Annotated in this window: 23 protein-coding genes; 16 read left to right on the top strand and 7 right to left on the bottom strand. The window is 67.8% G+C overall.

Annotation, left to right across the window (positions count from 1 at the left end):
- Positions 1-33: 33 nt before the first annotated feature.
- Together DPV79_RS02625 and DPV79_RS02620 are read right to left on the bottom strand one after the other, a co-directional pair.
- Entirely contained in the window at positions 34-1,458 is a 1,425-nt protein-coding gene (locus tag DPV79_RS02625; RefSeq protein ID WP_113044677.1) for an efflux transporter outer membrane subunit, read from the bottom strand.
- Positions 1,455-2,501 (bottom strand): HlyD family secretion protein, encoded by a 1,047-nt coding sequence (locus DPV79_RS02620; protein ID WP_021158277.1) that lies wholly within the window; start codon positions 2,499-2,501, stop codon positions 1,455-1,457. The genes DPV79_RS02625 and DPV79_RS02620 overlap by 4 nt, the downstream gene beginning before the upstream one ends.
- 83 nt (positions 2,502-2,584) lie before the next feature.
- Here DPV79_RS02620 and DPV79_RS02615 point away from each other — a divergent pair, with 83 nt between their 5' ends.
- Complete coding sequence (locus DPV79_RS02615) at positions 2,585-4,162, top strand: MFS transporter (protein ID WP_021158278.1); 1,578 nt, start codon at positions 2,585-2,587, stop codon at positions 4,160-4,162.
- Positions 4,163-4,306: 144 nt separating this feature from the next.
- On the opposite strand, the gene DPV79_RS02610 is transcribed toward DPV79_RS02615, so the two are convergent.
- A complete protein-coding gene (locus tag DPV79_RS02610; RefSeq protein ID WP_042973930.1) occupies positions 4,307-5,128 on the bottom strand; it encodes an alpha/beta fold hydrolase in 822 nt (273 codons plus the stop codon).
- A gap of 558 nt (positions 5,129-5,686) precedes the next feature.
- On the opposite strand from DPV79_RS02610, the gene DPV79_RS02605 reads away from it, so the two are divergent.
- Positions 5,687-6,112, top strand: coding sequence for a DUF3331 domain-containing protein (locus DPV79_RS02605; protein WP_021158281.1), 426 nt, complete (start codon positions 5,687-5,689; stop codon positions 6,110-6,112).
- A 70-nt stretch (positions 6,113-6,182) separates the two neighbouring features.
- A complete protein-coding gene (locus DPV79_RS02600; RefSeq protein ID WP_021158282.1) occupies positions 6,183-7,004 on the top strand; it encodes an alpha/beta fold hydrolase in 822 nt (273 codons plus the stop codon).
- Between the two features lie 52 nt (positions 7,005-7,056).
- Here DPV79_RS02600 and DPV79_RS02595 read toward each other — a convergent pair whose 3' ends face one another.
- Positions 7,057-7,698 carry an HD domain-containing protein gene (locus DPV79_RS02595; RefSeq protein WP_113044676.1) on the bottom strand — a complete coding sequence of 214 codons (642 nt, stop codon included), beginning with the start codon at positions 7,696-7,698 and terminating at the stop codon, positions 7,057-7,059.
- Positions 7,699-8,211: 513 nt separating this feature from the next.
- On the opposite strand from DPV79_RS02595, the gene DPV79_RS02590 reads away from it, so the two are divergent.
- Entirely contained in the window at positions 8,212-10,005 is a 1,794-nt protein-coding gene (locus DPV79_RS02590; protein ID WP_113044675.1) for an ATP-binding protein, read from the top strand.
- A gap of 360 nt (positions 10,006-10,365) precedes the next feature.
- Positions 10,366-11,829, top strand: a complete 1,464-nt coding sequence (locus tag DPV79_RS02585; RefSeq protein ID WP_113044726.1) for a mechanosensitive ion channel family protein — start codon at positions 10,366-10,368, stop codon at positions 11,827-11,829.
- Between the two features lie 52 nt (positions 11,830-11,881).
- Here DPV79_RS02585 and DPV79_RS02580 read toward each other — a convergent pair whose 3' ends face one another.
- Both DPV79_RS02580 and DPV79_RS02575 read right to left on the bottom strand, forming a co-directional pair.
- Positions 11,882-12,790 carry a LysR family transcriptional regulator gene (locus tag DPV79_RS02580; RefSeq protein ID WP_048027060.1) on the bottom strand — a complete coding sequence of 303 codons (909 nt, stop codon included), beginning with the start codon at positions 12,788-12,790 and terminating at the stop codon, positions 11,882-11,884.
- 115 nt (positions 12,791-12,905) lie between these two features.
- A complete protein-coding gene (locus DPV79_RS02575; protein ID WP_021158288.1) occupies positions 12,906-13,187 on the bottom strand; it encodes a XapX domain-containing protein in 282 nt (93 codons plus the stop codon).
- A gap of 310 nt (positions 13,188-13,497) precedes the next feature.
- Between DPV79_RS02575 and DPV79_RS02570 the strand changes: the two genes are divergently transcribed.
- The 10 genes from DPV79_RS02570 (at position 13,498) to hutC (ending at position 23,349) form a co-directional block, all read left to right on the top strand.
- Positions 13,498-14,184, top strand: coding sequence for a hydrolase (locus tag DPV79_RS02570; protein ID WP_021158289.1), 687 nt, complete (start codon positions 13,498-13,500; stop codon positions 14,182-14,184).
- Positions 14,185-14,353: 169 nt separating this feature from the next.
- Entirely contained in the window at positions 14,354-14,521 is a 168-nt protein-coding gene (locus tag DPV79_RS02565) for a DUF1427 family protein (RefSeq protein WP_009692709.1), read from the top strand.
- Between the two features lie 19 nt (positions 14,522-14,540).
- Positions 14,541-16,433, top strand: a complete 1,893-nt coding sequence (locus tag DPV79_RS02560) for an amidohydrolase (protein WP_048027062.1) — start codon at positions 14,541-14,543, stop codon at positions 16,431-16,433.
- Position 16,434: 1 nt separating this feature from the next.
- Entirely contained in the window at positions 16,435-16,881 is a 447-nt protein-coding gene (locus DPV79_RS02555; protein ID WP_113044674.1) for a DoxX family protein, read from the top strand.
- Positions 16,882-17,744: 863 nt separating this feature from the next.
- Positions 17,745-18,635, top strand: a complete 891-nt coding sequence (locus tag DPV79_RS02550; protein ID WP_205713620.1) for a transporter substrate-binding domain-containing protein — start codon at positions 17,745-17,747, stop codon at positions 18,633-18,635.
- A 92-nt stretch (positions 18,636-18,727) separates the two neighbouring features.
- On the top strand, positions 18,728-19,450 hold the full coding sequence (locus DPV79_RS02545; RefSeq protein WP_021158294.1) for an ABC transporter permease: 723 nt from the start codon (positions 18,728-18,730) through the stop codon (positions 19,448-19,450).
- A gap of 12 nt (positions 19,451-19,462) precedes the next feature.
- The gene (locus DPV79_RS02540; RefSeq protein ID WP_113044673.1) at positions 19,463-20,209 is read left to right on the top strand and encodes an ABC transporter permease; all 747 of its coding nucleotides are present in this window, start codon (positions 19,463-19,465) and stop codon (positions 20,207-20,209) included.
- Positions 20,210-20,236: 27 nt separating this feature from the next.
- Positions 20,237-21,028, top strand: coding sequence for an ABC transporter ATP-binding protein (locus DPV79_RS02535; protein WP_021158296.1), 792 nt, complete (start codon positions 20,237-20,239; stop codon positions 21,026-21,028).
- A gap of 7 nt (positions 21,029-21,035) precedes the next feature.
- Positions 21,036-22,529: an HAL/PAL/TAL family ammonia-lyase gene (locus DPV79_RS02530; RefSeq protein WP_059485757.1), complete on the top strand. Its 1,494-nt coding sequence runs from the start codon at positions 21,036-21,038 to the stop codon at positions 22,527-22,529.
- 64 nt (positions 22,530-22,593) lie between these two features.
- A complete protein-coding gene (hutC, locus tag DPV79_RS02525) occupies positions 22,594-23,349 on the top strand; it encodes a histidine utilization repressor (protein WP_059587559.1) in 756 nt (251 codons plus the stop codon).
- A gap of 250 nt (positions 23,350-23,599) precedes the next feature.
- On the opposite strand, the gene DPV79_RS02515 is transcribed toward hutC, so the two are convergent.
- The gene (locus DPV79_RS02515; protein ID WP_113044672.1) at positions 23,600-24,217 is read right to left on the bottom strand and encodes a hypothetical protein; all 618 of its coding nucleotides are present in this window, start codon (positions 24,215-24,217) and stop codon (positions 23,600-23,602) included.
- 228 nt (positions 24,218-24,445) lie between these two features.
- Here DPV79_RS02515 and DPV79_RS02505 point away from each other — a divergent pair, with 228 nt between their 5' ends.
- The gene (locus tag DPV79_RS02505) at positions 24,446-26,737 is read left to right on the top strand and encodes a heavy metal translocating P-type ATPase (protein ID WP_113044670.1); all 2,292 of its coding nucleotides are present in this window, start codon (positions 24,446-24,448) and stop codon (positions 26,735-26,737) included.
- Positions 26,738-26,742 lie beyond the last annotated feature (5 nt).

Below are 26,742 nucleotides of genomic sequence, written 5' to 3'. Positions count from 1 at the left end.
GTGTTGCATCGCCGGCCGCGCGGCGGGTATCTTTCAGAGCCGGTCGTCGCGTTGCGCGACGTTTTGCGGTGCGACGGAGGGCGGCGTCCACCCGCCGCCCAGCGCGCGCACCAGGTCGACCGTCGCAATCGCGAGCGCCTGGCGGCTGTGGATCAGTTGGCGTTGCGCGTTCAATGCGTCGCGGTCCGCATCGATGACCTCGAGATAGCTGACGTAGCCATGTGCATAGCGGCTCAGCGACAGCCGTGCGGCCGCTTCGGTCGAGCGCGCCGCGCTGTCGTAGCGCACGATCCGCTCGTTCTGCGCGGCGATGTCGTTGAGCGCGTCCTGCACCTCGCGCAGCGCGCCCAGCGCGGTCGCTCGATAGTTCGCGTCGGCGAGCGCCGTGCCGGCCTTCGCGGCGGCTACCGCGGCGTCGCGCTTGCCGCCGTCGAACAGCGTTTCGGCCACGCTCGCCCCGAGGCCCCACAGCGAGCTGTTGCGCTCGAGAAACGAGCCGAGGTCGCGGCTCGCGAACCCGCCCTGGGCCGTCAGCGTCAGCGTCGGCAGCCATGCGGTGCGGGCAACGCCGGTTTCGAGCGATGCCGCATCGACACGGCGCGCCGCCGCATAGACGTCCGGCCGTTGCGCGAGCAGCAGGGACGGCAGGCCGGGCGGCACCGCCGGCACGCGAATCGCGGCGGCGGTCGGCGCGACCGTGAAGTTGGTTGGCGACACGCCGGTCAACACCGCGAGTGCATCGACGAGGTTCTCGCGCAGCCGCCGGCTGTCCGCGAGATCGGCGCGCGCGGTATCGAGATCGGCCGCCGCGCGCAGCGCGTCGAGATCGCTCGCCGCGCCGGCCCGCACGCGCGCGGCGATCACGTCGAGTGCGGTGCGGCGCAGTTCGATCGCGCGGGCGAGCGTCGCCAGATCCTCCTCGACGAAATGCAGCGTCAGGTAGTCGCTCGCGACCTCGGTCGCGACGCGCAGCCGCACGGCCGCGCGATCGGCGTCGGCCTGCAGCACGTTCTGCCTGCCGATCTCCGCGTCGCCGCGCAGGCGGCCCCACAGATCGACTTCATAGCTCGCGTTGAACGGCACCGACCAGTTGTGCATCAGCCGCTTCGGCAACGCATTGTCGACCGTGCCGGACACACGCGAACGGTTGAATGACGGATCGACGCCGACGGTGGGGGAAAGCGCGGCTTCGCGCACGCCGAGCAGCGCCTGCGCCTGGTCGACGCGCGCGGCGGCGGCACGGATGTCGAAGTTGCCGGCGAGCGCCGCATCGACGAGCGCGACGAGCGGCGCATCGCCGAACGACGCGGGCCATCCGGCGAGCGACGGGGCCGGTTCGCCGGGCGCATCCGCGTGGCGGAACCGGTCGGTGCCGACCGGGACGGGCGCGAGCGGCTGCGGCGCGATCGTGCAGGCGCCCAGCAGGCCGGCGGCGAGCAGCGCGGCGAGGCGGCTCATGGCTGTTCCCGGCCGGCTTGCAGCGTGACGACGACCGACAGGCCGGGCCGGATGCGCGGCTCGGTCGACGCCTGCCCGTCGAGCAGGATCTTGACCGGCACCCGCTGCGTGACCTTCGTGAAGTTGCCGGTCGCGTTGTCGGGCGGCAGCAGCGCGAACTGCCCGCCGGTCGCGGGCGACAGGCTGTCGACGTGCCCGTTGAAGGTCAGGTCCGGCAGCGCGTCGAAACGCAGCCGCACGGCATCGCCGGCGCGCACGTGCTTGAGCTGCGTTTCGCGGAAGTTCGCGACGACCCACGGGTGCGGTTCGACCAGCGTGAGCAGCGCCTGGCCCGGCGCGACGTGCTCGCCGGTCTCGACGGTCTTCTTCCCGACGCGGCCGTCCGACGGCGCGACGACCGTCGTGTACTGCAGTTGCAACTCCGCATCGCGCAAGTCGGCGTCGCCCTGGTGCGACACCGCGTCGGCCGCCTGCCATGCGGCCTGCGCGCTGCGCTGCTGCGCTTGTGCCGCGTCGATGCGGGCACGCGCGGACTTGCGCGCCGCGTTGGCCGCATCGAATTCCTGTTGAGACAACCCGCGCGGTGTTTCGCGGGTCAGCTCGCGCGCCCGTGCGTAGTCGAGTTCGGCCTTCTCGGCGTCGGCGTGCGCGGACACGAGCGTCGCGTCGGCCTGCTCGACCAGCGCCTTCGCGCGCATCGCATCGGCGCGCGCCTGCGCAACGCGCGCACGCTGCAGCGCGACGCGCACGTCGAAATCGCGCGGGTCGAGCCGCACGAGCGGGTCGCCCGCATGCACGAACTGGTTGTCGTCCACCAGCACGCGCTCGACGGTGCCGGCCACGCGCGGCGAGATCACGTGCAGGTGGCCCGTCACGTATGCGTCGTCGGTGCCGCGTTCATGCGCGTCGTATTCGTAGACCAGCAGCGCGACGAGCAACAGCGCGGCGCCGGCGATCAGCACGATCGGCCATCTGCGCGAGCGCGCGGGGGAGGCGGGCGGCGGGCTCGACGCGTCGGTCGGGTTCGTCGGGTTCGTGCTCACGATCGGGTAACTCCATCGAACGGACAGGTTTCTTCACATCGCGCTATGCTTGCGCGAGCCTCAAATACGGGAGCCGCACGACGATGAATACCACGTTCGCCCCCGGTGGCGCGACACCGGGGCCGGCCGCGCCGGCCACCGACATACCGACGTTTCGTTCCATCGCCGCGATCGCGGCCGTGCTGCTCGGCGCGATCATCTCGACGCTGACCTCGCGCATCACGTCGCTCGGGCTCGCCGACGTACGCGGCGCGCTCGGCGTCGGCTTCGACGAGGGCGCATGGATCAACACTGCGTTCACCGCGTCGCAGATGTTCGTCGGGCCGCTCGCGATCGCGGCGGCCTTCGTGTTCGGCACGCGCCGCGTGCTGCTGGCGGGCGCCGCGGCATTCCTGGCCGTCGAAAGCATGCTGCCACTGTGCACGGACTTCGGCACGTTCATCGCACTCCAGAGCGTAGCCGGTTTCGCATCCGGCGTGTTCGTGCCGTTGACCGTCGGGTTCGTCGTCCGCACGCTGCCGCCGCGGCTCATTCCGTTCGGCATCGCCGCGTATGCGATGAACCTCGAGATGTCGCTGAACCTGTCGGCGACGCTCGAAGGGTGGTACAGCGAACACCTGAGCTGGCGCTGGCTGTTCTGGCAGAACGCGCTGCTGACCGTGCCGTTCATCGTGTGCCTGATGCTGTCGCTGTCCAACGAACCAATCAAGCGCTTCGCGTCCGGGATCGACACGCGCGGCATGGTGCTCGGCGCCGGCGGGTTCGCGTGCCTGTGCGTCGCGCTCGACCAGGGCGAACGGCTGTTCTGGTTCCAGTCGCCGCTGATCGTCACGTTGCTGTGTGTCGGCATCGTGATGGTGGCCGCGTTCCTGATCCACGAGCTGGCGTCGCGCAGCGCCGGGCTCGATCTCGGCTACCTCGCGCTGCCCAACGTCGCATGGCTGATCGTGCTGGTCGGCCTCGTGCGCTTCACCGTGCTCAACACGAGCTTCATTCCATCGGCGTTTCTCGCGAGCACCTACGGGCTGCGCCCGCTGCAGATCGGCGACACGCTGCGCTGGATCGCGATCCCGCAGCTGCTGTTCGCGCCATGCGTCGCATGGCTGCTGCAACGCGTCGATCCGCGCCGGCTGATCGTCACCGGCTTCGTGATGGTGGCGTTCGCGTTCGCACTCGGCGCGCGCCTCACGCCCGTATGGGCCGAACCCGATTTCATCCCGTCGCAGCTGCTGCAGGCACTGGGCCAGACGATGGCGCTCACGTCGGTGATCTTCTTTTTCGGCAAGCACGTGACGGCCGAGCACGCGCTGACGTTCGGCGCGGTCGTGCAGACGACGCGCCTGCTGAGCGGGCAGCTCGGCACGACGTCGATCGCGGTGATCCAGCGGATCATGGAGGCTACCCATTCGAATCTCGTCGGTCTGCATGTCACGCTGTCGGATCCGCAAACGCTTGAGCGGCTGCGAGCCGGCGCGGCGTCGCTGGTCGCACACGGCGCGACCTTCGCGGCAGGCGACCAGGCGACTTACGCGCTGCTCGACCGCGCGGTTCGCGTCCAGGCGACCACGCTCGCGCTGGCCGACAACTTCCGGGTGGCAATGGCGTTCGCGATCGCGGGCGCGCTGATCGGCTTGCTGCTCAGGCCGGCGCGTACGCCGTGAGCGCCCGCCGCAGCAGCGGCGATCCCGGCGACGGTGCATGCGGCATGCGGAATCGCGACGGCCTGAAAATTCCTGAAAAATGCTGAAGGGCGCGCCGGCGTGACGGCATGACGGCATGACGTCCGGCGCGCCGTGTCGCGCGGCTTACGCCTTCAGGAATGCGAGCAGTTCGGCATTGATCCGTGCGGCATCGACGACGCACATGCCGTGCGAGCCGCCCGGGATCACCTTGAGTTCCGCGTGCTTCACGATCTTCGCGGACAGCCGGGCCGAATCGTCGATCGGCACGATCTGGTCGTCGTCGCCGTGCAGGATCAGCGTCGGCACGTCGATCTTCTTCAGGTCTTCCGTGTAGTCGACCTCGGAGAATTCCTTCACGCACAGGTACTGGCCGTGCACGCCACCCATCATGCCCTGGGCCCAGAACGCATCGATCGTGCCTTGCGACACCTTTGCCTGCGGCCGGTTGAAGCCGAAGAACGGCACCGCGAGATCCTTGTAGAACTGCGAGCGGTTTTCCGCGACGTTCTTGCGGATCCCGTCGAACACGTCCATCGGCAGGCCGCCGGGATTGGTCGCCGACTTCACCATCTGCGGCGGTACGGCGCCGATCAGCACGGCCTTCGCGACGCGCTTCGTGCCGTGCCGGCCGATGTAGTGCGCGACTTCACCGCCGCCGGTGGAGTGGCCGACGAGCGTGGCTTCGTGCAGGTCGAGCGCGTTCATCAGCGCGGCGAGATCGTCGGCATACGTGTCCATGTCGTTGCCCTGCGACGGCTGGCTCGAGCGGCCGTGACCGCGGCGGTCGTGCGCAATCACACGGAAGCCGTGCTGCACCAGGAACAGCATCTGCGAATCCCACGCGTCGGCGCACAGCGGCCAGCCGTGCGAGAACACGACCGGGCGGCCGCTGCCCCAGTCCTTGAAGTAAATCTGCGTACCGTCTTTCGTGGTGATCGTGTTCATCGTGTGGGTTCCTGGATGGGTGGAAGCGGCGTGTTTGGGGGCAGCCGCGGCGGCTGCCGGCAGCGCGGCGGCTGCAACGGCGGTCGCGCCGGCGAGCAGCATGTCTCGGCGGCGTGCCGAGGGAAGGGCGTCGGTATCTGCGGGACGCATGAAGTCTCCTTGAACGTGCGGTACAACGATGCCGCGTTGGATGGTGGGTTCGGATCTGCCCGCAGGCGGCAATCCGGCGGGCAGCCGGCATGTGTTCGAGAGGTCGCGCGCAGGCCGGCGCGCGAACGCCGTGAACGAAAGCCGACAGGAGCCTATCCCGCGGCCATGCGGGCTGTACTGAAATCGCGCTGAATTTTCGTGAAGCCCGTATGTGGTGCACGCCGCGCGACGCCTGCGCGCGCGCCGGCCAGAAAAATTAAGTCTCGCATCAAGACTCTTCAGCGGCGGCCCGCTATCGTCAGCGTCAGGTCATCCCGTTGCGGGCCGGTGCCGGCTCGCGCGGCGGATGACGATCGCGTAGCGGGCGGGTGCGAGGCATCCGGCCCGCCTCACCTGCCTGGATCTGCCATGGACGCATTCGATCGCTGGGAGCACGTGATGACGCTGCTCGACCCGTCGCCGGCCGCACGCCATTGCGCGCCGTCGCTTGTGCGCGACCCGGACACCGCGCGCCGCCGTCATTGCAATGATGCATCGGCCGCATCGAGCGGCGGCGTGCGCCGTCGTTGCGCGATCATCGCCGCCGAGCGACAGACCGATTCGTCGGTCCTGGTGTCGTGGAGCGACCCGACGCGCTGCCGCTACGACGAGCAGCGCTGGATCAGCGCGAAGTCGCGCGCACTCGCGCGCTGCGCGCTGACCGGCACGACGATTCGTCCGGGCGACGCGATCTACAAGCCGCAATGGCGCGGGGCCAAGCGTCCCGCGAACTACCGGGAAGTGATCCTCGCGACCGAGATGGACCGGTTCATCGGCCGGCTGTCCCGGTCGTGACGACTGACGCGGCACCCCGTCCGCCGGCCGACGCCGGTGCGCGCCGCTTTTTCACCACTGAGGAATCCGTATGAGCACGTTCACGACCCGCGACGGCGTGTCGATTCACTACAAGGACTGGGGCGCCGGGCGCCCGGTCGTGTTCATTCACGGCTGGCCGCTGAACGCGGATATGTGGGACGTCCAGATGCATCACCTTGCGTCGAACGGCCTGCGCTGCATCGCCTACGACCGGCGCGGCTTCGGCCGCTCCGGCCAGCCGTGGACCGGATACGACTACGACACGCTGGCGGACGATCTCGCGACGCTGATCGATACGCTCGGGCTGCGCGACGTGACGCTCGTCGGCTTCTCGATGGGCGGCGGCGAGGTGGCCCGCTACATCGGCCGGCACGGCACGCGGCACATCGCGAAAGCCGTACTGGTCGGCTCGGTGACGCCGCTGGTCGCGCGGCGCGACGATCATCCGGACGGTGTCGACGTCGCCGTGTTCGACGGGATTCGCGCGGGTATCGTGGCCGATCGCGCGGCGTTCCTCGAGCAATTCTGGCCGCTGTTCACCGGGTCGAACCGGGCCGCTTCGACGATCTCGCGCGCCGCGCTCGACTGGACGTCGTTCATGGCGCTGCAGGCCGGGTTGAAAGGGACGCTCGACTGCGTCGGCGCGTTTTCCGAAACCGATTTCCGCGCGGATCTCGACAAGTTCGACGTGCCGACGCTCGTGATTCACGGCGACGACGACCAGACGGCACCGCTCGCGCTCACGGGCGCCGTCACGGCGCGGCGCGTGCCGCACGCGACGCTGAGCATCTACGAGGGCGGCCCGCACGCGTTGTACCTGACGCATGCGCAACGCCTGAACGACGAACTGCTGGCGTTCGCGCGCGCATGATCCGGCGGTGGCGGCGGTGACGCGGCCGCACGGGCCCGGCCGGACGGCCGGCTCACTCCGCCCATTTCGACCCGAGCACCAGCCCGCAGAAATTCGTCCGGCGATAGTCCGGGTCGCAACGCTCGAGCACGTCGGCGGACACGTTGCCGAACGCGGTAGCGGGGCGGTGCGCGGTGCCCGCGGCGAGCGCCTCGAGAAACAAATCCTTGAAGCAAGGGCCGCGCGGCCATGCATGCACGATCGCGTCGCGTTCGGACCGGCTCACCTCGTCGAAGTGATGCGCGAAGAGGTCGGTCTCGACGCCGGCGCCGAGCAGCGCCGTCAACGGCGTCATGTACGGGTGGATCCCGAACGCCGCATGCAGCGCGATCGCGCGCCAGACCTCCGCTGCGTCGTCGGCGGCGACGCCGTATCCTCCGAGGAATGCGTGCGCCGCATTCGCGCCGTCGATCTCGAAGCGCCGGCGCGAATGCCGGTAGCGCTCCGTCAGGCCGAAGTGATGGAACAGCGCGGCGACATACAGCAGCTCGGCGTTGAACACGATGCCGCGACGCCGCCCGATGATCGATGCAAACGCGAACACGCGCATCGCGTGCCGGAACAGCAGTTCCGGTTCGCACGCGCGTACGGTGTCGGCGGCGTCCCGTGCGAGCGGGGCGTCGGGAATCCTGATGCCGGCGATACGGTTGCCCATGGTCGTGTTCCTCACGGCGTGGTGAAAGTCGCTCGACGCTGGCGCCATCGATCCATCGTTGCGCGCCGCGCCGCTGAATGTCCTGAGCGGCGCCTGAATCGTTATGAACGGAAAATCCGACCGACCGCCGCCCGGGAAATCGGTTACACCACGGTTACGCCACATCCAGCATGTCTTTTTTACCCGGTCCGATCCGCCAATCCGGCGCGCGGCTATTTTTAATTGATGAGTCGAAGAAATTAACTCCGGCAAATCGCAGCTTTTATCCTACGAAACAGGTTCATGGGTGAATCACTGTTTCGCATGCAGTGGGCGCGAAATGCCGCACCGCACAGGGGCAGCGTCGCCCCACGCGGAGGCGCCGGGAAAATCGCGGCTTTCATCGATTCAAAAAATTTGCTCAGTAGCTTCTGATAATTTGAATCATTGCAAGGGGCAAATGCCGTAGCATGAGCATCCAGTCGATGTCATTTTTGACAGGGCATCGATGCACGCTATCGATTGAAAATTCTCATGATCCGAATTGGAACGCTACACGTATTTCTTGACAGGCGTGAAATTCGCTCGAACGGCAAACTGCTGCGTATCGGCAGTCGCGCATTCGAAATTCTCGAACTCCTGATTCGGGCGAACGGCGCCCTGGTCTCGAAAGACGAGATCATGCAGCGCGTGTGGCCGCACACCGTCGTGGAGGAAAACAACCTGCAGGTGCACATTGCCGCGTTGCGCAAGGCGCTCGCCGACGATCGCAACCTGATCGTGACGGTGCCGGGGCGCGGTTATCGGCTGGTCGGCGGCCGGACCGACGTCGCGCCCCCCGTGCGCGCCGTGCCGTCGCGGTTGACGGCCGCGCCGACCGCGCTCGTCGGCCGCGAGCAGACCGTCGCCGAGGTGCTGGCGGCGCTCGACACCGCGCGCGTCGTGACGCTGGTCGGGGCGGGCGGCATCGGCAAGACGCGGCTTGCGCTCGAGGCGGCCATGCGCGCCGAAGCCCGTTTTCCGGACGGCGCCGCGTTCGTGTCGCTGGCCACGGTCGCCGCTCCGCAATTCGTGCCCGACGCGCTGGCGGCGGCGTTCGGCATCGCGCAGCCCGCCGGATCGCTGACGCTCGAGGCGGTGCTGGCCAGTGTCGCGAACCGCCGGATGTTGCTGGTGCTGGACAATTGCGAGCATCTGCTCGACGCGGCCGCGCGGATCGCGAGCGCGCTGACCGAATCCGACGCCGGCTTGCGCGTCCTCGCGACCAGCCGCGAGGCGTTGCGTATCCAGGGCGAGCGGCTGTGTCCGATCCCGCCGCTCGAGGTGCCGCGCGAAGGTGCCGACGATGCGGAAACGCTGGGTGCGAGCGCGGTGCAGCTGTTCTCGGCGCGTGTGCAGGCCGCCGATCCGCGTTTCCCGCTCGACGAACGCAGCGTGTCGCTGATGGCATCGGTGTGCCGGCGCCTCGACGGCCTGCCGCTCGCGATCGAACTGGCCGCGGCCCGCGCGGCCGTGCTCGGCATCGACGTGCTGGCCGCGCATCTCGACGACCATTTCCGGTTGCTGACCGGCGGGTTTCGCACGGCGTTGCCGCGTCATCAGACGCTGCAGGCGATGTACGACTGGAGCTACCGTCTGCTCGGCGATGCCGAGCGCTTGCTGTTGCGATGGCTCGGCGTATTCCGCGGCACCTTCTCGATCGACGCGGTGCGGGAGATCGTCGGCGCCACGCGGCTGGCCGATGCGGACCTGCTCGACACGATCGCCGGCCTCGTGTCGAAGTCGCTGCTGAGTCTCGAAAGCGCGCACGGCGCACCGCGTTACCGTCTGCTGACGACGACGCGTGCGTACGCGCTGCAGCAGCTCGAGAACAACGGCGAGTGCGCGGCTGCCGCCCGCGCCCACGCGAACTACTTCCATGCGCTGTTCCGGCTCGCGCCGGTAGACGACGGCGGGACGCTCGGCGAATCGCGGCTCGACGTGATCCGGCGCGAGCTCGGCAACCTGCGCGCGGCGCTCGACTGGGCGTTTTCGCCGAACGGCGATGCGGAGATCGGCATCGCGCTGGCGGCCGTGGCGGTGCCGTGCCTGTTCGACCTGTCGCTGGTCGACGAATGTCGCGAACGCGCGCGCGCGGCGCTCGATTCGATGCGCGACATGGACGAGACGCGCACGCGCGACGACGCGCGCGTGCGTCTGCTGGCCGCGTATGCGGCCGCGCTTGCCCATACCGCCGGGTCGACGCAGGTCGCGGACGACGCGTGGTCGGTCGTGCACGCGCTCGGGCTCGACACGGGCGAGACCGAGCTGCCGCCGCGCGAATCGTAGCGGCGCGCGGCCGTCGCGGCTTCAGAACGTTTCAGGTTGAACACATGACCGGGCCGGCCGGTGCGTCTACATTGGACGCACGGACCGTCGACGATGCGCGGGCAGGCGGGCGGGCCGCCGGCTCGCGCTGCAGCGTCGCGCGGTCACGGCGCCGCTGCATGCCGGTGTGGCGCGGCGGCCGCCACACGTGCCGCCGCGGCGGCTTCGCGCGTCATCGAACGACTACCGCATGAAACCTGTCCAGCCCGACCTTTCGCGCCACGATTCGCCGCCCGCGGCTACACCCCGGATCGGGCCGTGGGCGATGTGCGTGCGCGGCTTCCGCGCGCGTCGTGTGTCACGCTTGCCGCCCGCTCCATCATGCTGAACCTTTCCGCCACGGTCGCTTACGGCGCACCGATCGTCATTGTCGATCTCGTCGCATGGCGGTTGCTCGGGCCCGGCCGTTCGACGGCGAAGGCGATAGGGCGCTGCGTGTCGTTCGCCGCGCTGACCTATGTGCTGTTCGCGACCGGCGTGAGCCCGCTCGCGGTGCCGCCGTCGCCCGACCGGCTCGACCGGCTGGCGATCCAGGTGATCGGGGTCGCGTGGTGGCTGCAGTGCGCGCTCGTGTTCAGCCTGATGCTCGACCACCTGCTGCTGCCGCGCGCGTGGCGCACCCAGCGGCTGTTTCACGACATCGCCGCCGGCGCCGTGTTCGGCGCGGCCGCGGTGGCCGCGCTCGGCTACGTGCTGGGCCTGCCGCTGAGCGGGCTGGTCGCGACGTCGGGCGCGGTGGCCGTGATCCTCGGGCTGGCCGTCCAGAACACGCTGAACGACGTGTTCTCCGGCCTCGTGCTGAATACCACCCAGCCGTTCCGGCTCGGCGACACGGTGGCCATCGGCGAGCTGGAAGGGCGGATCGTCGAAAGCAACTGGCGCGCGACCAAGCTGATCGACGGCCTCGGCAACCTGGTCGTCGTGCCGAACAGCACGGCGGCGAAGACGACGATCGTCAACCTGAGCGAGCCCGAGAACGTGCACGGCGTGACGTTGACGATCGAGATCGATCCGGAAGTGCGGCCGGCCATCGTCGTCGATGCGCTCGACCGCGCCGCCGCCAGCTCGCTGGACGTGCTGCCCCGTCCCGCACCGGTTGCGGTGGTCAAGGCGTTCCGTACCAATTCCGTCGAATACGAACTCGTCTGCTACGTCGATGCGCTGCAGAAGAAGATCGCCGTGCGCAACCAGCTCTACGACCTGGCCCACCGGCATCTGGCCGCCGCGGACATCGCGTTGCGCCCGCTGGGCGGGACGGCCGCTGCGCACCGGCCGGTGTCGCGCGGGCAACGGCTGCTGCGCGCGGTCGAACTCTTCCGGCAGCTCGGCGACGACGATCTGGCGGTGCTCGCCGATGCGCTCGCGTCACGCGTGTTCCACAAAGGGGACGTGATCTATGCATCGAATGCCGATACGCGCCTGCTGACGATCGTCGGGGCCGGTGTCGCGTCGGTGTTCGTGCCGGGCGCGGCGGGGGACATCGAGGTCAGGCGGATGGCGCCGGGCGACGCGATCGGCCAGTCCGTCGTGCTGGCCGGCACGCAACTGCACGCGAGCGTCCATGCGATGACGACGGTGACGGCGTTTCAACTGAGCAGCGGCGACCTGTCGCCGCTGATTGCGCGCAAGCCCGAACTCGGGCGGCTGATGTGCGAATCGCTGTCCGAACACATCGCGACCGAGGAGAAGATGATGATCCCGCCGGCCGCGAGTGCGCACGCGTCGTTCAACCTGATCGAGTGGCTCGAGAAGGAGATGAAGCGCCTGCACGATTCGTTCGGCTGATGCGGGGCGGTTGCCTGCGGCCGGGGGCCAACGCAAGCCGCGGGCGGCGGAATTACACGAGCGCGGTAAACCGGTCGACGAGATCGGGTTGAGCGAGCTGGTCGACCCACCAGTGCAGCGCGCGTCCGGCTTCGTCGCCGCGCCATGCGATATAGCACTGCGTCGTGTCGCGCATGCCGGTCACCTCGCGCGCGACGAGCTTGCCCTGCGCGATCGCGCGTGCCGCGATGCAATCCGGGAGCGTGCCCACCGCGAGCCCTTCGCACTGCGCGGCCAGTTTCGCGGCGAGGGTGGGGACCGCGAGATACGGTTGCCCGGCATCGATCGCGACCGAGCGCGGCTGCAGCTCGCGCGACGTATCGCTGATCACGGCGCCGCGATACTCGACGACAGACGCCATCGACAGCGGTTCGGGCAATGCCGCGAGCGGATGGGTGGGTGCGATGGCGAACACGTGCCGGAGCGAGCCGATCGGTCGCGCGACGATGTCCGGCAGTTCAGGCGGCTCGCCCGCTGCGCCGACGACGAGATCCGCGCGCCGCGAAATCAGCGCATCCCACGTGCCGCCGAGGACTTCGGTGGACAGGCGCAGCCGCGTGTCCATCTCGAGCCCGTAGAACGCATGCACGTACGGCCACAATGCCTCGAAGGGCAGGATCTCGTCGATGCAGATGCGCACCTCGGTTTCCCAGCCTTGTTGCGCGCGCTGCGCTTTCAGTTCGAGCTGCTCGGCCGCATGCAGGAGCCGGCGGCCTTCCTCGACGACCACACGTCCTGCGTGCGTGAGCTTTGCGCGGCGTCCGCTGCGGTCGAACAGCGCGACGCCGAGATCGCTTTCGAGCTTCTGCACGAGATAGGTCAGCGCGGACGGTACGCGGTGCAGCAGCTCGGCGGCTTCGGCGAACGTGCCGGTGCGGTCGATCGCGTCCAGTGCCTCGAGCGCTTCGAATGACAGCTTCATGATGAATTCCACGGGGGCATCGGGCTGTCATGTTATCGCCAAGCACGCCCGGCTCCAACACGGTTCACGACAATTCCGCCGCGTACGCGATCCAGGCGCCCTCGATCGGCGCGCGTCAGGCCGGTGTCGACGGCCCTTTCTTCGCGGCGGCCCGGGTGGCCTGCGCACCGGGCAGCGTGCCGAACATGTGCTGGCCGCACTTCGCGTCGCTCCACGCGGTTTTCAGCTGGATCCCGGACAGCATGCGGCGGGCGACCGGAAGGATCTGTTCGCCGGCGAGGATGCCCAGCAGGCCGGCCAATGCGACGGTGGGCGGCGCCGGCGATGCAACACCGATCAACGCGTAGACGGCACCCGCGAGAATGCCGGCCAATAACGATGCGATATAGGACGTCATGATTCGGATAAGGGAAATGACAACCGTGTGAAAAATACGGATAAATACCGACCGGTCGATGATCGGAAAATCAATTCGGAGCGTAGCAGGTCTGCTCCGGAGGCGCGTATTTAATTCGGGGCTTTTAAGATCTTTTAAGGCCTGAATTTAGGGTTTTTATTAATCAGGTCGATTAATTGGCGCTACGATGAATTCGCGTGTTGAATGACACCGGCTGGTACGCGAACCTCCCGTCACAGCGCAGTGGGCGCCTCCCGGTTGGCCGGTGAGGCTGGCTCTCTCTTTTCCCGCGTCAAAGGATATGACCGCCATGAGCAATCCGAAGCTTGAAGTACTCACTCCCCACAACAGCCAGATCATCTTCATCGACCAGCAGCCGCAGATGGCGTTCGGCGTGCAATCGATCGATCGCCAGGTACTGAAGAACAACGTCGTCGGGCTCGCGAAGGCCGCGAAGGTGTTCAACATCCCGACCACGATCACGACGGTCGAGAGCGACAGCTTCTCGGGCCATACCTATCCCGAACTGCTCGACGTGTTCCCGAACCAGAAAACGCTCGAACGTACGTCGATGAACTCGTGGGACGACCAGAAGGTGCGCGACGCGCTGGCCGCGAACGGCCGCAAGAAGGTGGTCGTGTCGGGCCTGTGGACGGAAGTCTGCAATACGACGTTCGCGCTCTGCGCGATGCTCGAAGGCGACTACGAGATCTACATGGTCGCCGATGCGTCGGGCGGCACGTCGAAGGACGCGCACGACTTCGCGATGCAGCGGATGGTGCAGGCCGGCGTCGTGCCGGTGACCTGGCAGCAGGTGCTGCTCGAATGGCAGCGCGACTGGGCGCACCGCGAGACCTATGACGCGGTGATGGCGATCGCGAAGGAACACTCGGGCGCGTACGGGATGGGTGTCGACTACGCGTACACGATGGTCCACAAGGCCGCACCGCGCACGGCGACGCCGCACGAGTCGATTCCGCCGGTTCCGGCGAAGTAATCGCGGGCAGTTGCGACTGCCCGTGCCGATGCCGCGTGTCCTGCACGAATGCGCGCCATCGGCTCCATGAAAAACGCGGGCGGCTGCCGTGACTGCTTCACGGACGTCGCCCGCGCCTGTTTTCCAGGACGTAGAGCCTGCATTTCAACCTGACCGGGACATTGATCGTATGGAACCTTATCTGGTTTCCCTTGGCGCGGGTTTGCTGATCGGCGTGATCTACAGCGCGATCAAGGTCCGTTCTCCGGCGCCGCCGCTGATTGCCCTTGTCGGGTTGCTCGGCATGGTGATCGGCGTGCAGGCCATTCCCGCCGTCAAACAGCTTTTTGGCTTCTGATCGATACGAGGTGACGCACATGACCGCAACCGAGTCCCAACCGGATCTGATCCTTCACAACGGAAGGTTCACGACCCTCGACCGCGCGAACCCCGTCGCGACCGCCGTCGCAATCAAGGACGGCCGCTTCGCCGCGGTCGGCCACGACGCGGACGTGATGCCGCTCGCGGGCCGCGCGACGAAGGTCGTCGATCTCGGGGGCCGCGCCGCGCTGCCGGGCCTGATCGACAACCACTGCCACGTGATTCGCGGCGGCCTGAACTACAACATGGAACTGCGCTGGGACGGCGTGCCGTCGCTCGCGCTTGCAATGGACATGCTCAAGCGGCAGGTGGCGATCACGCCCGCGCCGCAATGGGTGCGCGTGGTCGGCGGCTTCACCGAGCACCAGTTCGCCGAGAAGCGCCTGCCGACGATCGACGAACTCAACGCGGCCGCGCCCGATACGCCGGTGTTCATCCTGCACCTGTACGATCGCGCGCTGCTGAACGCGGCCGCGCTGCGCGTGGTCGGCTACACGAAGGACACGCCGGAGCCGCCGGGCGGCACGATCCTGCGCGATGCCGCGGGCAACCCGACCGGGCTGCTGCTCGCGAACCCGAACGCGACGATCCTGTACGCGACGCTCGCGAAGGGGCCGAAGCTGCCGTTCGAATACCAGTACAACTCGACGCGCCACTTCATGCGCGAACTGAACCGTCTCGGCGTGACCGGCGTGATCGACGCGGGCGGCGGATCGCAGAACTATCCGGACGACTACGAGGTGATCCGCAAGCTGCACGACGCGGGCGAGATGACGATCCGGATCGCGTACAACCTGTTCACGCAGAAGCCGAACGCCGAGAAGGAAGACTTCGTGAACTGGACCAAGAGCACGAAGTATCACGACGGCACCGACTACTTCCGCAATAACGGCGCGGGCGAAATGCTGGTATTTTCGGCGGCCGACTTCGAGGACTTCCGCGTCGCGCGTCCGGACCTGCCGGCGCAGATGGAAGACGATCTCGAGGGCGTCGTGCGCGTGCTCGCGCAGAACCGCTGGCCGTGGCGCATGCATGCGACGTACGACGAAACGATCAGCCGTGCGCTCGACGTGTTCGAGAAGGTGAACAAGGACATCCCGCTCGAAGGGCTGAACTGGTTCTTCGATCACGCGGAAACCATCACCGAAAAATCGATGGATCGTATCGCGGCGCTCGGCGGCGGCATCGCGGTGCAGCACCGGATGGCGTACCAGGGCGAATACTTCGTCGAGCGTTACGGCGCGCAGGCGGCCGAAGCGACGCCGCCGGTCGCGAAGATGCTGTCGAAGGGCCTCAAGGTGTCGGCCGGCACCGACGCGACGCGCGTGGCGTCGTACAACCCGTGGGTGTCGCTGTCGTGGCTCGTGACGGGCAAGACGATCGGCGGGCTGCGCATGTATCCGCAGCGCAACCTGCTCGATCGCGAGACCGCGCTGCGCATGTGGACCGAATACGTGACGTGGTTCTCGAACGAGGTCGGCAAGAAAGGGCGGATCGCGGTCGGGCAGCTGGCCGACGTGGTCGTGCCGGATCGCGACTTCTTCGCGTGCGCGGAGGACGACATCGCGGGCACGACCGCATTGCTGACGGTGGTCGGCGGCCGGATCGTGTGGGGCGCGGGCCCGTTCGCGTCGCATGACGCGCCGATTCCGCCCGCGATGCCGGACTGGTCGCCGGTGCGCGAGTACGGCGGTTACGGCGGCTGGGGCGCGACGCAGCGCAGCGGCGCACCGCTGCAACGCGCGGCGGCGGCCGCCGCGATGTGCGGCTGCGCGAATGCGTGCAACGTGCACCAGCATGCGCACGCGAGCGCGTGGGGCAGCGCATTGCCGACGTCGGACGCGAAGGGCTTCTGGGGCGCGTTCGGCTGTTCCTGCTGGGCGGTCTGACATGTCGACGACAACCGGCCGGTACAGCCCCGCGTGGATCCGTGCGCTGCTCGCGCAGCCGTGGATCGGCGCGCTGGTTCGACTTGCACTCGTGTCCGCCTTTCTGATCGGCGGGATCAACAAGGCGATGCACTTCGACGCAGCAATCGCGGAGCAGGCGCATTTCGGTTTGCACCCGCCCGCGTTGTGGGCTGCACTGGCGGTCGTCGTCGAGATCGGCGGTTCGCAGTGCATCGTGTTTCGCCGCTTCACGTGGCTCGGCGCCGGCGGCCTCGGCATGCTGACGCTCGTCGCGATGGCGGTGGCGAACGACTTCTGGAACCAGACGGGCGCCGCGCATTTCATGGCGCTCAACAGCTTCTTCGAGCATCTCGGGCTGATCGCCGCGCTCGTCCTCGTCACGATGCTCGGCGACGTGCGAAGCGGGGAAGGGGGCGGTCGAGGCTGATCGTCTGTTCTCCAGACGATTGCAACGGGAAGGAGCGGCGGTCACGAAGCACGTTCGCGCGACATGCCCGGCGCGGATGGTGGCGGGCCTCTGCGCCGCACGCACGGCGTTCGCGGCATGGCCGAAACCCGTCGCCATGCCGGCGCCGCCGCTAGCGGTCGGGCCGCACGACGACGCGGCGCATGTGTACGCGTCGCCCACCCGCCCGGGGAATTCGACCGTTTCACCGACAGCTTCGTCGCCGCGTACCGTGGCAGCAAGTCGAAGCAGGGGCGTGTTCCCGGTGACGCCCGACGTATGGTCAGACTATTTCCCGGCTCGTCTTCACGCCGTGCCGCGCGATTTCGGTCCTTGCCAATATGTGGGAAACGTCGTGCATCCGGCACTGACGTCAGCAACCGGGCACGCCCCCCATCCAAACACCGGCCCATCGGCCGCACCGATCCCGTTGCAGGCTGCGCACGCGGCCACGATCCAGGCCTGCCTTCCTGATGACCGGCAGCGCAAGCGGCGCCACGGCCCATCGATCCCGGCCAAACCCGCGCCCGAAACAATCGATCGAGCATGAACCGGCGCTCCGGTCAGCGCCCCGATTTGCGCGAGGTCGAGTTGCCCGCCGCCGCATGTCGCGCGGCACGCGTCGAGTGATCGAATTCAAAATTTGTCTAGTCATCCTTGCGATTTGTCCATCCATCCTGCACCAAATCCGTGCCTGAATTCCCCGCGAAGAGGCGCGCCAGAGCCCCGTATTTAGGGGATTTCCCGCGTTTACGCGGTTTTTTTTTGATCAACGCTTGTCCGGCCGTTTTTCTTCTTGCATGCTTGTATAGACAAATTCCTGAGGCGTCTTGCAGACCGAAGGGATGACGAACTTCAACGCAAGGAGAAATCTCGTGAACGGCAAGCGCATCAAGTGGGCAATCAGGACGATCGGCGCGATCGCGGCGGCTGCGGCAACTCTCTCCGCGCCTGTGCAGGCAAAGGAATGGAAGACGGTGACGGTGGCGCTCGAAGGCGGCTACGCGCCGTGGAACCTCACGCTGCCGGGCGGCAAGCTCGGCGGCTTCGAACCGGAGCTGCTCGCCAACGTGTGCGAGCGGATCAAGGTCCAGTGCAACATGGTCGCGCAGGACTGGGACGGGATGATTCCGGGCCTGCAGGCCGGTAAGTTCGACATCCTGATGGATGCGATTTCGATCACGCCGGAGCGCGAGAAGATCCTGCTGTTCTCGCGCCCGTACGCGGCCACGCCCGCGACGTTCGCCGTCACCGATACGAAGATCCTGCCGAAGGCCGCGCCCGGCGCGCCGATCGTCAAGCTGACCGGCGACGCGAATGCGGACAAGGCAACCGTCGATGCGCTGCGCAAGCAGTTGAAGGGCAAGACGATCGGCATCCAGTCGGGCACCGTCTACACGAAGTTCATCAATGACGGCTTCAAGGACATCGCGTCGATCCGCGTATACAAGACGTCGCCCGAGCGCGATCTCGACCTCGTCGCCGGCCGTATCGACGCATCGTTCGACGACGTCACGTATTACGCGGCGAACACCGGGAAGAAGGAGAACGCGTCGATCGTGCTCGCGGGCCCGAAGCTCGGCGGCCCGATCTGGGGGCCGGGCGAGGGCCTCGCGTTCCGCAAGCAGGATGCCGACCTGAAGACGAAGTTCGACGCGGCGATCGGCGCGGCACTCGCGGACGGCACCGTGAAGAAACTCGCCGACAAGTGGTTCAAGACCGACGTCACGCCGTAAGCACAAGCGCGGCCGCCGCTGCATGAGCGACCCGACGGTCGCGCAGCGGCGCGCATCCCGCCGATCCACTCAACGCTTGCCGGGAGGCACGCATGGCCATCCTTGAAATGCTGGGCTTCGGAACCGAAGGCTGGGGCGGCGTCCTGCTGCTCGCGGCGCTGATGACGATCGCGCTGACGCTCGCGGCGCTCGCGGTCGGTGCCGTGATCGGCGCCGGCATCGCAGCCGCGAAACTGTCACGCCACCGGAGCGCGCGCGTGCTCGGCGACCTCTACACGACCGTGTTTCGCGGCGTGCCCGAACTGCTCGTGATCTACCTGTTCTATTTCGGCGGCTCGACGCTCGTCACGACCGTCGGCCAGTGGTTCGGCGCGGAGGGCTTCATCGGCGTGCCGCCGTTCGTGATCGGCGCGCTGGCGGTCGGGATGATCTCGGGCGCGTACCAGGCCGAGGTGTATCGCGCGGCCGTGCTGGCCGTGTCGAAGGGCGAGCTCGAAGCGGCGCGCTCGATCGGCATGCCGCGAAGCATGGTGCTGCGCCGCATCCTGATTCCGCAGGTGCTGCGTTTCGCGCTGCCCGGCATCGGGAACGTGTGGCAACTGAGCCTCAAGGACTCCGCGCTGATCTCGGTCACCGGGCTCGCCGAGCTGCTGCGCACCAGCCAGATCGCCGCGAACTCGACGCACCAGTATTTCGTGTTCTTCGTCGCGGGCGGAGCGCTCTATCTCGTGATGACGGGCCTGTCGAACCGCGTGTTCAACCGCGCGGAAGCGATTGTCGGCCGCTCGTTCCGCCGCAATTTCGCACGCAACTGACGGAGCGATCGCATGTCCATCGATTTCGCCTTTCTCCTCGACACGCTGCGCCAGCTGCTCGCGGCCGTGCCGACCACGCTAGGCCTGTTCTTCGCATCGCTCGTGCTCGGCGGCCTGCTGTCGCTCGTGATCGTCACGATGCGCGTGTCGCCGCACTGGCTGCCGAACCGCTTCGCGCGTGCATACATCCTCGTATTTCGCGGCTCGCCGCTGCTGATCCAGATGTTCCTCGTGTACTACGGGCTCGGCCAGTTCGGCGTGATCCGCGAGAGCTTCATATGGCCGCTGCTGCGCGAACCGTATGTGTGCGCGGTGCTGTCCCTCGCGCTGTGCACGGCCGGCTATACGGCCGAAATCCTGCGCGGCGGCCTGATGGCCGTGCCGGTCGGGCAGATCGAGGCCGGTTATTCGATCGGCCTGTCGGGCTTCGCGCTGCTGCGTCGCGTGATCGGCCCGATCGCGCTGCGCCAGTGCCTGCCCGCGTATTCGACCGAAGCCGTGCTGCTCGTCAAGTCGACCGCGCTGGCGAGCCTCGTCACCGTGTGGGAAGTGACGGGCGTCGCGCAGCAGATCATTCAACAGACCTACCGGACGACCGAGGTGTTCGTGTGCGCGGCCCTCATCTACCTGGGCCTGAACTTCATTGTCGTGCGCGTGCTCGGCGCGCTCGAATGGCGGCTGTCGGGCCACCTGCGCGCGCCGAAGCAGACCGGCGCACCGGCCACGGCCGCGCGCGACGCCCGGCGCGTCGCGTCCTGAGCGCATCCATCCTTCCAGGAGAATCCGATGAACACCGCTGCTCCCGTTGCCCTGTCGGTCAGGAACATCCACAAGTCGTTCGGCGATCACCATGTGCTGAAGGGCATTTCGCTCGACGCGCACGAAGGCGACGTGATCTCGATCCTCGGCGCGAGCGGCTCGGGCAAGAGCACGTTCCTGCGCTGCCTGAACCTGCTCGAAACGCCCGACGACGGCACTGTCGCGCTCGCCGGCGAGGAACTGAAGATGAAGCGCGCGCGCGACGGCAAGCTGCAGCCGGGCGACCGGCGCCAGGTCGACCGGATCCGCTCGCAGCTCGGGATGGTGTTCCAGAACTTCAACCTGTGGTCGCACATGACGGTGCTCGACAACCTCGTCGAAGGCCCGCTGCGCGTGCAGAAGCGCAGTCGCGCCGAAGCGGTCGAGGAAGCCGAGGCGCTCCTCGCGCGCGTCGGCCTCGCGGACAAGCGCGGCTACTATCCGGCACACCTGTCGGGCGGCCAGCAGCAGCGCGTCGCGATCGCCCGTGCGCTCGCGATGCATCCGAAGGTGATGCTGTTCGACGAACCGACGTCGGCGCTCGATCCGGAACTGGTCGGCGAGGTGCTGCGCGTGATGCGTTCGCTCGCCGAGGAAGGGCGCACGATGCTGGTCGTCACGCATGAAATGGGTTTCGCACGCCACGTGTCGAATCGCGTGATGTTCCTGCACCAGGGCGAGGTCGACTCGGACGGCACGCCCGGCGACCTGTTCGGCGGCCAGTGCTCGGAGCGCTTCCGGCAGTTCGTGTCGAGCCATCACGACCGCGCCGCGAACTGAGGCCGTCATGACCGTATTCCGTTCGGCAAGGCCGCTCGACTGGCGGCAGATCGCGGAGGTGGCCGCCGGCGAACCGCTGGCGCTCACGGACGAAGCGCGCGTGCGCGTCGCCGCGGCACGCGAGCTCGTCGATGAAATCGTCGCGCGCGGCATCCGCGCGTACGGTGTCAACACCGGCGTCGGCGCGCTGTGCAACGTGATCGTGTCGCCGGCGCAGCAGAGCACGCTGTCGCGCAACATCCTGATGAGCCACGCGGTCGGCGTCGGCGCACCGCTCGGCGCCGCGGAAACGCGCGCGATCATCGCGGCGGCGATCAACAATTACGCGCACGGGCATTCCGGCGTGCGCGCCGATGTCGTCGACCAGCTCGTCGCGCTGCTCGAACACGATTGCCTGCCGGAGGTGCCGGCGCACGGGTCGGTCGGGTATCTGACGCATATGGCGCACGTCGCGCTCGTCTGCATCGGTCACGGCCATGCGCGCCATCGCGGCGAGCGGATGCGCGGCGACGAAGCGTTGCGCCGCATCGGCCGCGAGCCGCTGGTGCTCGGTGCGAAGGAGGGGCTGAGCCTCGTCAACGGCACGCCGTGCGTGACGGGGCTGGCCGCGCTCGCGCTCGCCCGCGCGGAGCGGCTGCTCGACTGGGCCGACTGGGTCGCGGCGATGAGCTTCGAGAACCTCGGCGGACAGCTGGCCTCCTTCGATCCGGCGTCGCTCGCGCTACGCGTTTCGCCCGGCATCGGGCAGGTCGGCGCACGGCTGCGCGCGCTGCTCGCCGACAGCGGGATGCTCGGCGCGGCGAGCGGCCGGCATACGCAGGACCCGCTCAGCCTGCGCACGATTCCGCATGTGCACGGCGCGGCACGCGACGTGTTCGCCGTGACGGCGGAAGTGGTGGATCGCGAACTGGCGTCCGTCACCGACAACCCGATCGTCGCCGGCACGCGCGACGAACCGGCCGTCCATTCGCAGGCGCATGCGGTCGGCGCCGGCATTGCGCTCGCGATGGACAGCCTCGCGGCCGCGATGGCCCAGGTCGCGGCGATCGCCGAACGGCGTCTCGACCGTCTCGTCAATCCGCTCGTCAGCGGGCTGCCGGCGTTTCTCGCGACGCCGGGCGGCACGTGCTCCGGCTTCATGATCGCGCAGTACACGGCGGTCGCCCTCGTCGCGCAGAACCAGCGGCTCGCGGCGCCCGCGAGCCTCGACGGCGGCATCACGTCGGGGCTGCAGGAAGATCACCTGTGCCATGCGACGCCGGCGGCGCTGAAGGCGCTCGACATCATCGAGAACACGACGCGCGTGCTCGCTATCGAGATGCTGGCGGCCGCGCAGGCATACGATCTGCAGGCGAACGGCGCGGCGCGGGCCGCGCCCACCGATACGTTATGGCGGCACGTGCGCGAACGCGTTCCCGCGTACCAGGACGACCGGCCGCTCGCGGACGACATCGCGATCGCGACCGGCATCGTCGCAGGGATGCCGCCGCCGGTGCTGTGACGTCGGGTGACGGCGGGCGGTGGCAGGTTGTCTGGATATCTAACAATCACTCGGGCGAGGGCGCATGAACCATACGGAACGACACCTTTCCGCCGGGCTGGCGGTCGCGTCGGGCGACGACGTGCCGGCGCGCGCGCTGCCGGCCTACCAGCAGATCAAGCGTTACGTCGTCGAGCGGATCGCGAAAGGCGACTGGAAACCCGGCGGGGCGATTCCGACCGAAGCCGAACTGGTCAAGGAGTTCGGCGTCGCGCGGATGACGGTGTCGCGCGCGCTGCGCGAGCTGACCGCCGAGCGCGTGCTGACCCGTATCCAGGGCGCGGGCACGTTCGTCGAACGGCGGCATTACGAATCGACGGTGCTGGAAATCCGCAACATCGCGGACGAGATCGCGGAGCGCGGCCATCGGCACAGCGGGCGCGTGCTGCTGCTCGAAAGCAGCGACGATACGGAGGCGATCGAAGCGCTCGGGCTGCGCTCGGGGCCGGTGTTTCATTCGCGTATCGTGCATTACGAGGACGACGAGCCGATCCAGTTCGAGGATCGCTACGTGAACCCGGCGCTGTTTCCCGCGTATCTGGAACAGGACTTCACTGTCGAGACGCCGAATCACTATATGGTGCGGCTCGCGCCGATCCAGCGCGCGGAGTTCCGGATCTATGCGCAGAAGCCCGATGCGCAGGTGCGCCGGCATCTGGTGATGGAAATCGGCGAGCCGTGCTTGTTGCTCCGGCGGCGGACCTGGGTCGGTGACCAGGTCGCGACGTCGGTGCGGTTGTGGCATCCGGCTTCGCGGTTTCATTTGGCGGGGAGGGTGTAGGGGCAGTCGCAGCCAGAGCGCCTGTCCGCCTTCAGCGTGTCGGGCACAGCCGGTACCAAAGAGGGTGATCAGCGCTTGGAAACTGGCGCCGCTCGCACTGCACTCGCGGCGATCCTGCTGCTGGTGAGAGGCGGGATGCTGTGGTCCGCCATCCGGCAGCGATCGCGCGCGTCCACGTCACGGCGCTCTGGGTAGCGCTCTTGGAGCGGCTGGCCGATGCCCCCGATCGAAAGATCGCGTGCGCCGTGTGTCAATCGGAGCCGCGCGGACGATGGCCGCGTCTGAACGTCAGCCGGCGTTCGTTGACGAGCGCACGCCAATCGAGCTTCATCAGCGCGAACACGAGGCCGAGCAGGACCAGTTGCGTGACGACGAAGTAGCCGCCGAGATACGTGCCTTCGAGTTCCGATTCCACGTCCAGCCGGGTCGACGCAAAGCGGCCGAGATGCGCCCAGATCGCATAGGTCGTTGCGCGGCCGATGAAAAACGCCGTCGCGATGATTCTGAGCGGCAACCCGGAAAGCCCGTATGCGATGAAGAGGTAGTTCGACGGCAGCGGGCTCAAGGCGTAAAAGAAGAACGCGCCGGCGGTGAGCGTCCGGTGCTGTCGCAGCCAGCGCGTGGCGACGTCGATATTCTCGCGGTCGGATTCCCGCACCCAGCGGGAGCGGACGAGCGATCTCGCGAAGGTCGCCAGGATGACACGGCCCGTCGTCGCCGCGCCGGCCGCCACGACGGCAAAGACGAACGGATTGCCGTCGGGCAGGTTGAACCCGACCCATGACATCGCCATCCACGTGGGCGGGGCGAACGCCGGCATGAGATTCAGCAGAAGAATCAGTACGAAGAGTACAGCCAGCGTCAGCACGATATCGACTCCAGGCCATCCGGTGTCACGGCTCGATTTTGCTGAGGAAAGGGGCCGATGGCTTGACTCACGTCAAGCAACGCGGCGTGCCGGTCGTTCACGGGACGCACGCCGTCCTGACCCATGTCAATGTTCGAAGCACGGCGCTTCCTAGACTGATGCCACGCCGTCCGCAACCGGAGCCGGATGCGGCGAACACCACCATGCACGACGATCGGAGCAATGGTCATGTCCCGAGTCCCCTGGTCGATCGATCTCGTGTTGCTGATTCTGGCGGCCGCCACGCTCGCCGGCGGCGGCGTATGCGTGGCGTTCGGCCAGCCGTCGCTCGCGCGATTCGCCTGGCTGCTGGGGACGTTGCCGGTCCTGCTCGCATTGACGGTCTCGCTGGTCAAGGCCGTGATGAGGCGGCAGGCCGGCATCGACGTGCTCGCGTGGCTCGCGATCGCGCTGGCGGTCGTGCTCGACGAAACGCTTGCGGCGGCCGTGATTGCGTTGATGCTGGCGAGCGGGCGGACGCTGGAGCGGTATGCGCAGGACCGCGCGCAACGCGAGATGAGCGCACTGCTCGGCCGCGCTCCCCGGCAGGCGACCCGTTTCGAGAACGGGGAATGGCGCTCGGTTGCGCCGGCCACCCTTGTCCCCGGTGACAGGCTGCTGGTGCGGAGCGGCGAGTTCGTGCCCGTCGACGGCACATTGACCGGCGACGCGGAACTGGACGAGTCCATGCTGACGGGCGAATCGTCCACCCTGCGACGCTGTTCCGGGGAAAACGCATGCAGCGGCGTGGTCAACGCCGGCGCGCCGTTCGAAATGGTTGCCCGCGCGACGGCGGGCGACAGCACGTTTGCCGGCATCGTTCGCATGGTCGAGCGTGCGCAACGCGAGCGCAGTCCGTCCGTGCGTCTCGCGGATCGCTACGCAGCGTTCTTCGTGCTCGCATCGCTGCTCGTCGCGGGTATCGCGTGGCTGTTGACCGGCGACGTCGCACGTGCGCTTGCCGTGCTCGTCGTGGCCTCGCCGTGTCCGTTGATCCTCGCCGTGCCGGTCGCCATCGTATCCGGCATGTCGCGTTGTTCGAAACGCGGCATTCTGGTCAAGGGCGGAGGTGCACTGGAGCGTCTTGCGCAAGCGACAATTCTGTTTTTCGACAAGACCGGGACGCTGACGGGAGGACGGGCGCGCATCGTTGCGATCGAATGCGGCGCGGACGTCGCAGCGGGCGATGTGCTGCGTTTTGCAGCGTCATTGGCCCAAGCATCGGGCCATATCATCTCGGACGCGCTGACGGTCGCGGCGCGTGAACGTCGCATCGATCTGTCGCTGCCGTCGGCCGTCATCGAAACAGCCGGCGAAGGCGTGACGGGTCGGGTCGACGAACGGACCGTTGCAATCGGCAAGTTCGAATACGTGTCTGCGTGCGCGACGAATGCGCCGTGGAGCGACGCATTCCTGGCGCGAGTCGTCAGCGAGGGCGGGGCTGCCGTATTCGTCGGCGTGGATGGCGTCATGATCGGCGCGATTCAAATGGCCGACCAGGTGCGGCTGGAAACACCACGGGCATTGCGGTTGCTCAAACGTGAAGGCGTCGAGCGTCTCGTCATGCTGACCGGCGACCGGCACGACATTGCCGAGGCCGTCGGCGAACTGCTGGGCGTCACCGATGTGCGCGCGGAGCAGACGCCGGCGGACAAGCTTGCCGCCATCCAGGCTGCCCGGCAGGAGGGCGTGACGATTATGGTCGGCGACGGTGTGAACGACGCACCGGCGCTGGCCGCGGCCGACGTCGGCATCGCGATGGGTGCGCGGGGAGCGGCCGCGTCATCCGAAGCAGCCGACGTGGTCTTGCTGGTCGATCGGCTGGATCGACTCGTGGATGCGATGCGTATCGCACGTCGATCGCGCCGGATCGCGCTCGAGAGCGTGGTGATCGGCATGTCGTTGTCGGTCGTCGCGATGACGATCGCGGCGGCGGGATTCCTGCCGCCGATTGCCGGTGCGGTGATTCAGGAAGTCGTCGACGTCGTCGTCATCGTCAATGCGCTACGCGTGTTGCTGGTGCGCACGAGGCCTACGGGAGCTGGGCTGGCCGATATCGACGTCGAGCAACTCGGGCGCGAGCACACGGCATTGTTGCCGTTGCTGGACCAGATCAGGGATTTCGCGGATCGCTTGCCGACACTGTCCGGGGGCGCCATCGCTGGCGAACTGGCTGGCATCATCGATGCGCTCGACCAACGGCTGCTGCCGCACGAACGCGCCGACGATCTGGAGGTCTACGCGCGTCTTGCACCGCTGCTCGGCGGCGAGGATCCACTGGCGGCCATGAGCGGCGCACACCGGGAGATCTTCAGGATGATCCGATCGCTCCGGCAAACGGTCGCCGACCTGCCGCGCGACGGAACGAACGCCATGCAGGTGCAGGCGATACAGCGCTTGCTGTACGGGCTCGAAGCGATCGTGCGCCTGCATTGCGCCCAGGAGGAGGAGCTGTTCCACGCCGTGGGTGCGGATGCGTGACGACG

It is taken from the genome of Burkholderia reimsis (genome assembly GCF_003294055.1).
Lineage (GTDB): Bacteria > Pseudomonadota > Gammaproteobacteria > Burkholderiales > Burkholderiaceae > Burkholderia > Burkholderia cepacia.
Note: the sequence above shows the minus strand (reverse complement) of the source record. Positions and strands in the feature narration are given on the sequence as shown.

Bases quoted from the DNA above. Each gene is read 5' to 3' on its own strand.
- DPV79_RS02625 (WP_113044677.1), bottom strand. From the start codon at position 1,458: ATGAGCCGCCTCGCCGCGCTGCTCGCCGCCGGCCTGCTGGGCGCCTGC.
- DPV79_RS02615 (WP_021158278.1), top strand. From the start codon at position 2,585: ATGAATACCACGTTCGCCCCCGGTGGCGCGACACCGGGGCCGGCCGCG.
- DPV79_RS02610 (WP_042973930.1), bottom strand. From the start codon at position 5,128: ATGAACACGATCACCACGAAAGACGGTACGCAGATTTACTTCAAGGAC.
- DPV79_RS02605 (WP_021158281.1), top strand. From the start codon at position 5,687: ATGGACGCATTCGATCGCTGGGAGCACGTGATGACGCTGCTCGACCCG.
- DPV79_RS02600 (WP_021158282.1), top strand. From the start codon at position 6,183: ATGAGCACGTTCACGACCCGCGACGGCGTGTCGATTCACTACAAGGAC.
- DPV79_RS02595 (WP_113044676.1), bottom strand. From the start codon at position 7,698: ATGGGCAACCGTATCGCCGGCATCAGGATTCCCGACGCCCCGCTCGCA.
- DPV79_RS02590 (WP_113044675.1), top strand. From the start codon at position 8,212: ATGATCCGAATTGGAACGCTACACGTATTTCTTGACAGGCGTGAAATT.
- DPV79_RS02585 (WP_113044726.1), top strand. From the start codon at position 10,366: ATGCTGAACCTTTCCGCCACGGTCGCTTACGGCGCACCGATCGTCATT.
- DPV79_RS02580 (WP_048027060.1), bottom strand. From the start codon at position 12,790: ATGAAGCTGTCATTCGAAGCGCTCGAGGCACTGGACGCGATCGACCGC.
- DPV79_RS02575 (WP_021158288.1), bottom strand. From the start codon at position 13,187: ATGACGTCCTATATCGCATCGTTATTGGCCGGCATTCTCGCGGGTGCC.
- DPV79_RS02570 (WP_021158289.1), top strand. From the start codon at position 13,498: ATGAGCAATCCGAAGCTTGAAGTACTCACTCCCCACAACAGCCAGATC.
- DPV79_RS02565 (WP_009692709.1), top strand. From the start codon at position 14,354: ATGGAACCTTATCTGGTTTCCCTTGGCGCGGGTTTGCTGATCGGCGTG.
- DPV79_RS02560 (WP_048027062.1), top strand. From the start codon at position 14,541: ATGACCGCAACCGAGTCCCAACCGGATCTGATCCTTCACAACGGAAGG.
- DPV79_RS02555 (WP_113044674.1), top strand. From the start codon at position 16,435: ATGTCGACGACAACCGGCCGGTACAGCCCCGCGTGGATCCGTGCGCTG.
- DPV79_RS02550 (WP_205713620.1), top strand. From the start codon at position 17,745: ATGACGAACTTCAACGCAAGGAGAAATCTCGTGAACGGCAAGCGCATC.
- DPV79_RS02545 (WP_021158294.1), top strand. From the start codon at position 18,728: ATGGCCATCCTTGAAATGCTGGGCTTCGGAACCGAAGGCTGGGGCGGC.
- DPV79_RS02540 (WP_113044673.1), top strand. From the start codon at position 19,463: ATGTCCATCGATTTCGCCTTTCTCCTCGACACGCTGCGCCAGCTGCTC.
- DPV79_RS02535 (WP_021158296.1), top strand. From the start codon at position 20,237: ATGAACACCGCTGCTCCCGTTGCCCTGTCGGTCAGGAACATCCACAAG.
- DPV79_RS02530 (WP_059485757.1), top strand. From the start codon at position 21,036: ATGACCGTATTCCGTTCGGCAAGGCCGCTCGACTGGCGGCAGATCGCG.
- hutC (WP_059587559.1), top strand. From the start codon at position 22,594: ATGAACCATACGGAACGACACCTTTCCGCCGGGCTGGCGGTCGCGTCG.
- DPV79_RS02505 (WP_113044670.1), top strand. From the start codon at position 24,446: ATGTCCCGAGTCCCCTGGTCGATCGATCTCGTGTTGCTGATTCTGGCG.